This window comes from Legionella gresilensis, assembly GCF_900639865.1.
GTDB classification, from domain to species: Bacteria; Pseudomonadota; Gammaproteobacteria; order Legionellales; family Legionellaceae; genus Legionella_C; species Legionella_C gresilensis.
In genome coordinates this window covers 42663-54689 of the sequence record NZ_CAAAHX010000002.1, presented here as the reverse complement: position 1 = coordinate 54689, position 12027 = coordinate 42663, and the positions used below count along the sequence as shown (strand labels likewise).

Genomic DNA, 12027 nt, shown 5'->3' with positions numbered 1-12027 from the left:
TGTTGGGCTGCGCGATGCTTAGCCCAACCTACATGTGATTAATAACTTAATTAAGTAATTTTTTATAAAAGTTTTTTATTATTTTGAGGTGTTCTTGTTCTTGTAAAAAGGCTTTTTGAAATTGCTTGGCAATATCTGTCTTGTTACTGTCTTTAAGTAAATCAATTAATAATTCCCAAGCGGCATTATCAGCAAGTTCGAGTGTTAGCAATGCATTTAAGCAATGCGCCATATTAGTACGCGGATCAGTTAAAACTTGCATTGGCCCTTGAGCAATCACCCCAACTACATCAGCGCTAGGCGTCATTACTGTTGGATCAGCCCCCAGCTTTTTTAAGGTATCGATAAGCAAAAACATATGCTCTTCCTCTTCATCACGAATATGCTGTAATTCTTTCACTAATTTAGTTTGTTTAAATGCTTTTGCTTTGGCAATCGCTGCCTCATAAAGCCTAACGCCACCCCGCTCATACGCTAAACGTTCCCCTAATTTATCGATTATTAATTCAGGTTGATTTCCCAATAACTTATCTACCCCAGTTTTAATTGCCCCTTTTGCTGATCCAGGTAGTGGAATAGTTCCTAAAACGTTTTTTTCTGAAGTCATGTTGGTACGTTCTTTAGTTAATGCACTTTCATTGCCTTTTATATCGGCGGGATGCTTTTTTACATAGTCTAATAAACGTTTTGTATCCATGGGTGACATTTGTGTACCAGTATGATTCATACCCATATTGACTGTCTTAGCCATAATAACTCCTTAGATAGTTGGGCGGTTCAACTCAGTTCCAGGTTGCCAGTTATAGCCTGCAGATACAATTTCAGCAGGTACACCGTCTGCATTATAATGTTTACGGTAAGTTAAGGAATCGACATTTTCTTTATCACGTTTAACATAATTAACGCCATCTGTACGTAAATCTACTTCAGCTGCTAATACTTTACGGACAAAGTCTCGCTGGCTCTTAAACTTAATCATCATTGGTAATTTATCAGCTAGAATTTCAGCGGGATCTCGATTCTCATGTTGCTTAAATAAATCACAAGCAATTTTTAGATGGGTAATTTCATAATCTAAGAAGCGTTCCCATATTTTCTTAATACGACTATTGGTTTCTTGTTCAACACAAGAAATGTAATTATAAATTTCAGCAGCTTCATGAAGAATCCATTTTTCTATGAATGATTCTCTAGTATCCATTAAAGAACCATACTGCGTTACATGTTGCTCTTCTACTGAAGCTATTTCAGCATACAATTGGCGCGCGATGGGATCTGCGAATGTAGGCCCGATATTCATATAATAATCATGAGTCTGATATTCAGCTGCTGTAATCATCGTAGCATGCAGCTTGGTTATTAACGCCGCTTTATCTTTATCATAAGGCGAACGTAGATCATTAATTGGCGCTCGATGATGAAACGTTGTTGGACGGCCTGGAACAATGTCTGTATAACCTTGAAGAATATTATTTGCATCCTTGCCTTCTAGCCTATCTAACAAGGCTGAATAGCGATAAAGATGATCAAAATCTTCTAATAAGCCAAAGCGATAAGTCTGGGCTTGATAAGGATCGGGTTCATTTTGAGCAACAGCTGCAGTCACTTCAATAGCAACTTGCTCATAAGCAATGGTTATTTCAAGCGGTGAATGATCAGCAGAAAGAAGCCAATTTATCATGGTTGCCTGATGCTGCTCAACCCGACGCACTTCGGCAAGAGGTAATTGTAAGCTGCGGTGAAAGCGGGCACCAAAGTGCTTAAGCCGTAACGCATCTAATTCTATGCCATTTAGCAAAATAATCCTAATGCGAGTAAAGGCATCATCATCCAGTTTACTAATTGGCATACCGCCTAATTCTCGCCATGTAAAATACTGTTTATTAAGTGGCGAGGATTTCTCTTGCAACAAATCCATAAAATTTATATCCATATAAAGCTCCTTTTAAATGGGGCTCTTCCCTAATTTTGTTGACCTAAATTAGTATAGACCGTTCAAATATAAACAACAATTGCATAATTTGTAACTCTTTATCATTAAAGCAAAAATGGGTAAAATTGTTATTTTATTAAGCTTGGATAGACTTAATGATTTCTGCTTTAAAAGGATTTGAATTAAATTTTGAGAAACTGCATCTTTTAAATCTTCTAGTTGTTTTTTTATCACTTCTTAGTCTAAATTTTGATGCCCTAGCAAATAACCAAAAGGATGTAACGGTAACACTGTTTCAATGGCGTTTTGATTCAATCGCGAAAGAATGTAAAACAACCTTAGGCCCTTTAGGCTATGGTTATGTAGAGATTTCGCCACCTCAAGAGCATATTCAAGGCCCACAATGGTGGACATCTTATCAACCTGTTAGCTATCGATTAATAAGCCGCTTGGGCGATGAAGCTTCTTTTAAAATAATGATTGCTCAATGTCATGCAGCAGGTGTTAAAGTGATTGTAGATACAGTTATTAATCATATGTCCATGTTAGAAAAAGGTGTGGGTGTAGGCGGTTCTGTATTTAGTAAATATGACTACCCCGGTTACTATCAAGTACAAGATTTCCATAACTGTCATTCTGAAATTAAAGATTATAGTAATCGTTATGACGTACAGAATTGTGAATTAGGTGGGCTTCCCGATTTAGACACCAGTAGTCCCTATGTTCAGGCTAAAATTGCAGAGTATTTAAGTAAATTAATTAAATATGGTGTAGATGGCTTTCGCATCGATGCAGCTAAACACATCTCAGCCCATGATTTGCAACAAATTCAATCAAAACTTACTGATGTTAATAAAATATGGGTACAAGAAGTCATTTATGGTGAAGGCGAAGCTATTCATCCCAATGAATATATTGAGCTTGGCTCTATTGATGAATTTCGCTATGGCCGCGATTTAAAAAGAATGTTTGAACAAGAGCGGTTAAGTTATTTAAATAATTTTGGCGAAGCTTGGGGATACCTACCCCATAATAAGGCGCGTACTTTTATTGATAACTGGGATACAGAACGCAATGGCTCCACTTTAAATTATAAAAGTGGTACCAATTATATTCTTGCTAATGTCTTTATGTTGGCTCATCCATATGGTTCGCCTAATATTTTTTCTGGTTATGAATTTTCAGATTTTAATAGTGGTCCTCCTAATGAAGGTAAAGTCATTGACTGCTTTCAGGATGGCTGGACTTGCCTACATAGAAGAAGACAAATTGCTAATATGGTCAACTTTCGTAATGTAGTTGCTGATGCGCCCTTAACCAATTGGTGGTCAAATGGCTATCAAGCCATTGCTTTTGCTCGTGGTGACAAAGGCTATATCGTTATTAATCATGAAGCGAGTACACTTAGTAGGACATTTCAATCAACGCTACCCGCTGGCGTCTATTGCGATATTTTACATGCTGATTTTACAAATGATAAGGGTTGCACAGGCTCTCAATATACAATAGATACAAACGGCCGTTTTACAGCTAATATTCAGCCTAACAATGCCATAGCATTACATATTGGTGCAGCAAATTTACAACGATAGTAAGAGGTTTAAATAAGATGTTTCACCTAGAGTGCATAAACTAATTCTTTTATAGAGGCTAAGTTTTCAATTACTTCCATTACTTTTTCAAGATCTTTACCAGGATCAATGTAGTTAAAATTAGGATGCTCAAACTTTTTAATTGTATTTAGAAAAGAAATGATTGAATCCTTTTCCTCTAATTTAAGTTTATCTACTGCGTACTTCAATGTATCGGAATGCTCTGTACATTTTGATGACATTGAAGGTGCAAATAGAATTTTTCCATCTACTAACCAATGAGTCTCATCATTTATAATTAATGATTGATTTTCAGGCAAAATATTTTGTAGCTGCGATAAAATATAATTTAAATGAGAATAATTAGTATGTGAAACAAGTACAAATTGCACATCATTATGACTATCTAAAAAATTTTTAAATTTTGTAATCCGCTCTAATGAGCTTTTATCAAGCTCACACATGGAGTTAAAAATTTTATTAAATTCAGTAAAAGATATCTCTACTTGAAAGTATTGATTAAATTGGTCACAAAATTGTTTGACTGTAATATTTCCTAGTCGTAAAGGGGTTAGATTATTAGCCATCCATTGCCAAACAGCCTCACCTGAAACTTCCTTATGTTGCGCTTTGAACCAATTTTCAAATCCTAATTTTAAAATATCAAGTTTTGATGAAACAAATTGTCCTAAAGAAAAAACTGCAATAATCATAAAAATTACCAATCATTTTTAAATGGGCGCAATTATATCAAAGTCAATTATTTTGCATATTAAAATTAACAATCATTTAAAATAAACCAATTTTCTTTTAAAATTCAGCTACGAAATTCAAGTTACCCGTAGGTTAGTTGATCTTCTTTTTCACTGATTTCGCTTTTCTTTTCGGGTTCACGCTGAGCAAATATGCTCTGTTTAACTAAGTGCGAAGTCGAATTTAAACTTGATTCAATTTCAAGCGAATTAGGTTTGTTTTTAAAATCATCTGTACAATTAATTAGGGTTTGAACTAATTCATTAGAAGAATTTGGATCATGTTTGCCATCGACGAACCGGTACCATAAGTTAGGCTTTATTGTTAATAAGGCGTCTATTAGTTTCTGCGCAAAAATGGGTGGCGCTTCTGTATCTTCAGCGCCCTGAACAATGCGCATATCAATATTTTTAAGATTTACTAATAGTGCTTCACTTAAAAGATTTAATCCCTTGTAAGCTTGCCTAAAAAGAGTGCTTTCAAAAACAGCAAGCGTTCTTTCAATAGGTTCTATCTTCTCTGGAATGGTTCTTAAATTTTCTAATGTTTCTTTGCTTGGATTATCATTAAAATCTTCAAACGCAGTCCATAAATATTGGGCGGCAGAATCATTTTCGTTAACACAAAGCTGGTAATATGTTTCTACAAAGCTTTGGGAAGAATTAGTATCTACATTAAATCCTTTTAAACGAGCATATGAAACTAAAATATCAAATGCTTCTGGGCCAAGTTCGGGAAAACGCTCTTTAAATAATTTTTCATTATAATAAACATCCATCTCTTCAATGGTGTTTAAGAAAATACCGTAAATGATAAGGCCTGTAATATGCTGCGGATATTTTGCAGCATAATATAGAGAAAGGGTTGAGCCCCAAGAGCCACCAAAAACTAACCATTGCTTAATGTTTAAAGATTGTCTTAACTTATCAAGATCTTGCGCCATATCATCAATAGTTAAATCACTAAATTGTTTGGGATGAGCTGTTTGATTGGCAACGGAAGGTTTCGATTGGCCGGTACCGCGTTGATCATAGAGAATAATATTATAGTGCTTAGGATCAAACCATTGACTACATTTAGGGGCACAAGCACCACCAGGCCCGCCATGATTATAAACAACAGCAGGCCCATTAGGGTTACCTCGCTGTTCATAATAGATAAAGTTGTCTTTTGTAACCTCTATGAATCCAGAGGAATGCAGGTCGGCGATAGGATATTTATCTAACTGAGGCATAATTATTTTTTATTATTTAATTTATTGCATTATATTAAGAGAATTAGCATAAAAGCTATTAATCTTTTTTGCTTATTTACTAGAGATCAACTCAAGTTAATTAAAAATTTCTAGATCTAATAAACAAGTCAGGAGTCTTTAACATTGCAGACTTTATTGCTTACTAGTAGTTGAATACGGATTTCACTTCGTTTCACTCCAGCTACTGCTATATTAGCTTATATACGGTAAATTATTTCTTCTTATCTACGTGCCGCGACTCGTTCGCGGCATCCAAGCAATGTCGAAATTAACTCATAGCAACCAATCTTTTTTCAAAGATTAATCTGAATTTGTAAAGGAAACATATTCCAAAAAATATGCAACTGATTAATATTTCCTAGATACCGCGAACAGTAGTCGATAGTGTGAACAAGTTATGATTCGTAGGCGGTAGATGGTGTATTTTATGGAAGAATTTAACTACTGATTAATATTTTCTAGATGCCGAGACAACTCGTATAGAGTTGGCTAAATACTTATATTTAATTATAAAGCCAACTAAGCGTGAATACTTAAAATATAGCGATTAGGCCTGTAATGAATTCCAACTAGACTTAATTATTCTTTTTATTAAGATTCTCAGCTAACAATTCTTTAATCTCTAATAAAATTTTATCCTGCGTACTAAGGTCGGTATGGGTTTCTTCTTTTCTTTGTTGTAAAAGATTAATGAACTTAATAACGATGAATATAGCAAGTGCAATTAAGGTAAAATCAAAAACAGATTGCAGGAAAGCGCCCCATTTAATAACGGCCTGTCCTATTCTAAACACTTTATTGGTAATATTGATACCACCTAGCAACAAGCCAATAGAAGGCATAATAATGCCATCGACTAGCGATGACACTATTTTACTAAATGCGCTGCCGATAACGACTGCAACTGCTAAGTCAACGACATTGCCGCGCATGGCAAATTGTTTAAACTCGCTTATGAATCCCTTCATTTAATACCCTTTATTTTATTATTTGTGCTGCAACTGTTGCTTTGATTTCATTGACTTTGGTAGCAAGATCTTCTGGAACCTGGCCTCCTCCTTGCGCCATATCATCTCTGCCGCCTCCTTTGCCGCACAAAAGCTTAACTAACGTTACCGCTGATAGCTTACGCTCAATTAAACTTTTACTTAATCCTGCAACAACATTAATTCGCTGCCCGTCAATTACATATAAAACAATCACAGCATTATTAAGACTACCTTTTAATTGATCAAGTGTAGTACGTAAACTTTGATTATCCATATCAAGTTGTTTGATTAATAAGCTCACATCACCTATTTTTTCTATTTCTTTAGTTAACTCACTACCTTGATTTGCTGCAAGCTTTGCCTGTAATTTTGTTATTTCTTTTTCTTGCTGCTTAAAGTCTTGTAAAAACTGATCCACTTTATTAATTACTTTATCGGTATTTACTTTAAAACGTTGGGCTATCACTTCGAATTGTTGAAGTTGTTGATTAGTCCATTCCAGGGCATGGGCACCGGTCATAACTTCAATTCTTCTTACACCACTTGCAATACCATATTCAGAGATAATTTTAAAAAGGCCAATATCACCTGTTCGCTTGACATGCGTTCCACCGCATAACTCTTTCGAGAAATCACCTACAGATAAAACTCTTACTTCATCGCTATACTTTTCACCAAATAAAGCTTCAGCACCGCTTTTTTTAGCATCATCAAGTGACATATGGTGAGTAGCAACTTCTATATTTTCTCTTATTTTATTATTAACCAAAATTTCTAATTGTTGGAGTTGATCGTTAGTTAAAGGCTCAAAATGAGAAAAATCGAAACGAGCTCGACTTGCATCAACTAATGATCCTTTCTGTTGTACATGAGAACCAACAACATTTTTAAGCGCAGCATGCAAAAGATGAGTTGCTGTATGATTTAAACGGATGGCATTACGACGCTCGATATCAACTTCGGCTTTTATATCCTCACCAACACTTAACTGACCTTCTAAGATTTTACCGTAATGTACAATAGCTTGGCCAAAGCGTTGCGTATCAATTACTTGAAAACGCCCCTCAGCACTCATTAGATAACCTTGATCGCCTACCTGGCCACCACTTTCTGCATAAAAGGGTGTGTTATCGAGAATAATTGCGCCCTTTTGCCCTTCTGTTAACTGTTTGCTCTTCTGATCCTCATGTAAGATAGCTAAAATTTTGCTATCCATATGATCACTATCGTAACCATGAAAATTAGAGGATTCCTCCTGAATATGTACGCTTGAATAATCCGCTGTAAATTGACTAGCTGATTGTGATAATTTCCGCTGCTGCTGCATGCAATGATTAAAGCCTTCAACATCGACTACAAGGTTTTGTTCACGAGCAATATCTTGCGTTAGATCAAAAGGGAATCCATAAGTATCATACAGTTTAAAGGCAACCTCACCCGGAATCTCTTTCGTATTTAAACCCTGTATTTGATCTTGTAATAAGCGCAAACCTTGCTCTAGTGTTTTTTCAAATTGGTTTTCTTCTTGGATAAGAACACGTTCAATTTGCTCTCTATTAGCCACTAACTCTGGATAAGCTGCCCCCATTACTTCAATGAGCGGATTAACTAATTTATAAAAGAAAGGCAACGGTAAATTTAATTTACTGCCGTGACGTACAGCACGACGAATAATACGTCGTAGTACATAACCTCGTCCTTCATTACTAGGTAAAACGCCGTCAGCAATTAAAAACGCGCAAGCTCGAATATGATCAGCAATAACCTTTAAAGAAGGATGATTGGCGTCAACGGAGGGTAATAAACCAAAAACAGGGTGACTAGTTTTAACTGAAGGTAATAATGCAGTAATAGCTTGTATAATATGTTGGAAACTATCTATCTCATAATTATTATGTACACCTTGAACAACAGCGGCAATTCGCTCTAATCCCATGCCTGTATCAACAGAAGGCTTTGGTAAAGGATGCAAATCGCCCGTCTTATCTCGGTTAAATTGCATAAACACTAAATTCCAGATTTCTATGTAACGATCGCCATCCGCTTCAGGAGTTCCTGGGGGCCCTCCAGGAATATCTGGGCCATGATCATAAAAAATTTCTGTGCAAGGGCCACAAGGACCTGTTTCCCCCATTGACCAAAAATTATCCTTTTCACCACAACGTGAAAACTGATTAGGCGAAATACCAATTTCATTGAGCCAAATATTAGCTGCTTCATCATCATTTAAGTAAACAGTAATCCATAGTTTTTCTTTAGGAAGCTTTAAAACGTTAGTTAAAAATTCCCACGCATATTGAATTGCTTCGCGCTTAAAATAATCACCAAAACTAAAATTACCAAGCATTTCAAAAAATGTATGGTGCCTTGCTGTGTAACCTACATTTTCAAGATCATTATGTTTACCACCTGCCCGTACACAACGCTGCGCACTTACCGCACGCGTATAAAGCCTAGACTCAAGACCTAAAAAAATTTCTTTAAACTGAACCATACCGGCATTAGTAAATAATAAGGTTGGATCATTGATAGGAACAAGTGAACTAGAAGGAACTAACTGGTGATTTTTTGTTGTAAAAAAATCAAAAAATGCTTGTCTAATTTCAGAGCTTTTCATAATTACAAATTCATTGTTAATTGCTAATTAAGTTGGCACAGTATACTCATTAATTTATAAAAACTCACTTTTTATAAAGTATATGCAAATATAAAGTAGGTAGCGAGAAGGCTATCTAGAAGAAAGAATGATCTTAATAAGAATTTACGACAAAACTTTAACAAATTATTTTTTACGATTATGTACAATTTTAGCAGCAATTTCAGCAGGAAAACCGCGATAAAGTAAAAATCGTATTTGTTTTTGTATATCAGAAATTAACTGTCTATTTGAATCTTTAAATTTTTTTTGCCAAACAAAGTAAGCCTGCTCTTCCCACTGTTCTTGATAATTTTCTATCGTTTGCGCTATTAATTCTTTATTAATATATTTAGCCTGTAATTCTTGCATAATTCTTACAGGCCCATAACCTTGCTGAAATCTAGTATGACAAAGTGATTCAGCAAATCGCTCATCACTTTGTAAGTTAAGCTCTTGACACCTTAAAACAGCATCTTTGCTTTCTTGTAAGAAAAATCCTTTGCTAGTTAATTTATTAATTAATTCACGCATTCCATGTTCGCGCCTTGCTAATAAACGCACGGCGCAATCATATGCCTTAGTCATCCATAGACTCTAATTCTTCAGCAGTTGCCTCTTCAGGTTGAATAGCTCCTTTTTTATTTAATAACTCTGTTCTAATTTGCTTTTCTAACTCTGCAGCAACGTCTGCTTTTTCTTTAAGATAAACACGCACATTTTCCTTACCCTGGCCAATTTTTTCTTGCTTATAACTGTACCAAGCACCTGATTTTTCAATCAGACCTAATTGCGTACCTAAATTAATGATTTCACTTTCACGTGAAATACCTTCATTATAAAGAATGTCAAAATCAACAGTCTTAAAGGGAGGTGACACTTTATTCTTAACAACTTTAACACGTGTCTCGTTACCTAGTATTTCTTCACCCTTCTTAATTGAACCAACACGGCGAATATCTAAACGCACAGAAGCATAGAATTTTAAAGCATTACCACCTGTGGTTGTTTCAGGATTACCAAACATAACACCAATTTTCATGCGAATTTGGTTAATGAAAATAACTAAGGTGTTTGAGCGTTTAATGTTCGCTGTTAATTTACGTAGCGCTTGTGACATCAGTCGAGCTTGTAAACCCACATGCGCATCACCCATATCCCCTTCAATTTCTGCTTTAGGAGTTAGAGCGGCAACGGAGTCAATAATAATAACGTCTACTGCTGCTGAACGAACGAGCATGTCAGTGATTTCTAAAGCTTGCTCACCAGTATCAGGTTGAGAAATTAATAAATCGTCAACGTTTACGCCTAATTTTGCAGCATAACTAGGATCAAGTGCATGTTCTGCATCGATAAAAGCAGCCGTACCACCTGCTTTTTGGCATTCTGCAATAACTTGCAATGTTAAGGTAGTTTTACCTGATGACTCAGGACCATAAATCTCTACAATACGGCCTTTAGGTAATCCCCCAATGCCTAATGCAATATCAAGACCTAATGAACCTGTTGAGATTGCTTCGATGTCGCGACTTAATAGATTATCATCGCCTAAACGCATGACAGAACCTTTACCAAATTGACGTTCAATTTGTGCGAGGGCGGCGCCTAAAGCTTTTTGTTTATTAGTTTCCATGATGTTATCCAAGATAGTCTACAAAGAATAAATTATCCCACATATGCCTGTTTGCATCAAACAATTATTAACCATTTGATAAATTATTAAGACAATTAAATGGACGCTATGAGCATAAAAAAACGTATACTTTTAAAGTGATTGATTTAAAAATAAAAATATAAATTTACAGATTCTGTATAGTATGTTTCGTAAACTAAATTTACAGATAAGGCAAACTTTTATCTATCAAGGATTGCACTCCCTTAAAAGCTTGTTGGCAGGTCAGTAATCGAATCGTTTCCCGTGTTTTCTTTTGAAAATAACAATAGTCAATGACTGGTTGCTCATCTCTTAAGGCAAAAGCAAGGTAAACTGTTCCTACTGGTTTTTCTAAACTACCTCCTGTGGGGCCTGCGATTCCAGTTACTGCTACGGCAACATCAGCCTTACTTTGCGCTAAAGCGCCTTGAACCATTGCTTGAGCTACCTCTTTACTTACAGCGCCATGCTTTTTAATAAGATTTAACTCAACATCAAGCATCTCATGTTTAGATAAATTACTGTAAGTTACAAACCCTCGATCAAACCAAGCTGAGCTGCCAGGCAACTTTGTTAAAAAACTTGCTATTAATCCACCCGTACAGGATTCTGCTGTAGTAATAACTAGCTGGTTCATTTTCAAAGTGTTAGTTAAATTTACCAATAATATGTCTAAATTGTGCATGTTTAAGATCTAAATGAAAGTGAGAAGTTAAAAGAGTAAGGTAACTAAATAGAATTTAAATATTAAGTAGTATACTGAAAAATGATTCCCCCATTAATAAATGGGGGCATCTCTAACATGACTATCCTATGTTAATATTAGAGCCTGTTAGCCTCAATGTTGTAGCGCTATCTAAACTAATTATTGATTAGTTTTATTTGCATCTTGAGATTGAGTGTCTGCTTTATTTACATTAGCATCGCTTGAAAGCTCAGCGTTGACATCTTTATTAGCATTATTTAAATTGCTTTGAGTTTGATTATCAGTTGCATTGTTGTTTCTATTAGCATCATTTTCGCCGCAAGCAGTTAATACCAAAGCCATAAAAGTAGAAGCTATCACTAGGGCTAAACGTTTCATAATATTTCTCTCCATAGTTAAAATTCTGTTTAATTCCGTTTAATAGTCTAGCAAAAATTTGTCTTAAGTGAAGGACTTAAGTTAAAAAACATCTTTATTATTATAGTCGCACTTAATCTATTTTGCAGAGTT

11 protein-coding genes are annotated in these 12027 nt (G+C 35.4%); 1 reads left to right on the top strand and 10 read right to left on the bottom strand.

The features are described 5' to 3' along the window. Positions 1-46: 46 nt before the first annotated feature. Together E1P04_RS02065 and E1P04_RS02060 are read right to left on the bottom strand one after the other, a co-directional pair. Positions 47-751 carry a ferritin-like domain-containing protein gene (locus tag E1P04_RS02065; RefSeq protein WP_131781275.1) on the bottom strand — a complete coding sequence of 235 codons (705 nt, stop codon included), beginning with the start codon at positions 749-751 and terminating at the stop codon, positions 47-49. A gap of 9 nt (positions 752-760) precedes the next feature. Beyond that, positions 761-1933 (bottom strand): hypothetical protein, encoded by a 1173-nt coding sequence (locus tag E1P04_RS02060; protein ID WP_207385971.1) that lies wholly within the window; start codon positions 1931-1933, stop codon positions 761-763. A gap of 155 nt (positions 1934-2088) precedes the next feature. On the opposite strand from E1P04_RS02060, the gene E1P04_RS02055 reads away from it, so the two are divergent. After that, complete coding sequence (locus tag E1P04_RS02055) at positions 2089-3525, top strand: alpha-amylase (RefSeq protein ID WP_131781274.1); 1437 nt, start codon at positions 2089-2091, stop codon at positions 3523-3525. A gap of 26 nt (positions 3526-3551) precedes the next feature. On the opposite strand, the gene E1P04_RS02050 is transcribed toward E1P04_RS02055, so the two are convergent. The 8 genes from E1P04_RS02050 to E1P04_RS02015 form a co-directional block, all read right to left on the bottom strand. Next, a complete protein-coding gene (locus tag E1P04_RS02050) occupies positions 3552-4238 on the bottom strand; it encodes a hypothetical protein (RefSeq protein ID WP_131781273.1) in 687 nt (228 codons plus the stop codon). Between the two features lie 122 nt (positions 4239-4360). Further along, on the bottom strand, positions 4361-5512 hold the full coding sequence (locus E1P04_RS02045) for an alpha/beta fold hydrolase (RefSeq protein ID WP_131781272.1): 1152 nt from the start codon (positions 5510-5512) through the stop codon (positions 4361-4363). A 596-nt stretch (positions 5513-6108) separates the two neighbouring features. After that, positions 6109-6501 (bottom strand): large conductance mechanosensitive channel protein MscL, encoded by a 393-nt coding sequence (gene mscL, locus E1P04_RS02040; RefSeq protein WP_131781271.1) that lies wholly within the window; start codon positions 6499-6501, stop codon positions 6109-6111. 10 nt (positions 6502-6511) lie between these two features. Then, the gene (gene alaS / locus E1P04_RS02035; protein WP_131781270.1) at positions 6512-9139 is read right to left on the bottom strand and encodes an alanine--tRNA ligase; all 2628 of its coding nucleotides are present in this window, start codon (positions 9137-9139) and stop codon (positions 6512-6514) included. 165 nt (positions 9140-9304) lie between these two features. Next, complete coding sequence (locus E1P04_RS02030; RefSeq protein ID WP_131781269.1) at positions 9305-9745, bottom strand: regulatory protein RecX; 441 nt, start codon at positions 9743-9745, stop codon at positions 9305-9307. Further along, positions 9738-10790: a recombinase RecA gene (gene recA, locus E1P04_RS02025; RefSeq protein WP_131781268.1), complete on the bottom strand. Its 1053-nt coding sequence runs from the start codon at positions 10788-10790 to the stop codon at positions 9738-9740. Before recA ends, E1P04_RS02030 begins: the two co-directional genes overlap by 8 nt. 202 nt (positions 10791-10992) lie before the next feature. After that, entirely contained in the window at positions 10993-11496 is a 504-nt protein-coding gene (locus E1P04_RS02020) for a CinA family protein (RefSeq protein WP_131781267.1), read from the bottom strand. A gap of 180 nt (positions 11497-11676) precedes the next feature. Next, positions 11677-11895, bottom strand: a complete 219-nt coding sequence (locus tag E1P04_RS02015) for a hypothetical protein (protein WP_131781266.1) — start codon at positions 11893-11895, stop codon at positions 11677-11679. Positions 11896-12027 lie beyond the last annotated feature (132 nt).

What these genes read in the sequence shown, in the direction of transcription:
- E1P04_RS02055 (WP_131781274.1), top strand. Translation starts at nt 2,089, where the DNA reads ATGATTTCTGCTTTAAAAGGATTTGAATTAAATTTTGAGAAACTGCAT.
- E1P04_RS02050 (WP_131781273.1), bottom strand. Translation starts at nt 4,238, where the DNA reads ATGATTATTGCAGTTTTTTCTTTAGGACAATTTGTTTCATCAAAACTT.
- E1P04_RS02060 (WP_207385971.1), bottom strand. Translation starts at nt 1,933, where the DNA reads ATGGATATAAATTTTATGGATTTGTTGCAAGAGAAATCCTCGCCACTT.
- E1P04_RS02015 (WP_131781266.1), bottom strand. Translation starts at nt 11,895, where the DNA reads ATGAAACGTTTAGCCCTAGTGATAGCTTCTACTTTTATGGCTTTGGTA.
- recA (WP_131781268.1), bottom strand. Translation starts at nt 10,790, where the DNA reads ATGGAAACTAATAAACAAAAAGCTTTAGGCGCCGCCCTCGCACAAATT.
- E1P04_RS02045 (WP_131781272.1), bottom strand. Translation starts at nt 5,512, where the DNA reads ATGCCTCAGTTAGATAAATATCCTATCGCCGACCTGCATTCCTCTGGA.
- E1P04_RS02020 (WP_131781267.1), bottom strand. Translation starts at nt 11,496, where the DNA reads ATGCACAATTTAGACATATTATTGGTAAATTTAACTAACACTTTGAAA.
- E1P04_RS02065 (WP_131781275.1), bottom strand. Translation starts at nt 751, where the DNA reads ATGGCTAAGACAGTCAATATGGGTATGAATCATACTGGTACACAAATG.
- mscL (WP_131781271.1), bottom strand. Translation starts at nt 6,501, where the DNA reads ATGAAGGGATTCATAAGCGAGTTTAAACAATTTGCCATGCGCGGCAAT.
- E1P04_RS02030 (WP_131781269.1), bottom strand. Translation starts at nt 9,745, where the DNA reads ATGACTAAGGCATATGATTGCGCCGTGCGTTTATTAGCAAGGCGCGAA.
- alaS (WP_131781270.1), bottom strand. Translation starts at nt 9,139, where the DNA reads ATGAAAAGCTCTGAAATTAGACAAGCATTTTTTGATTTTTTTACAACA.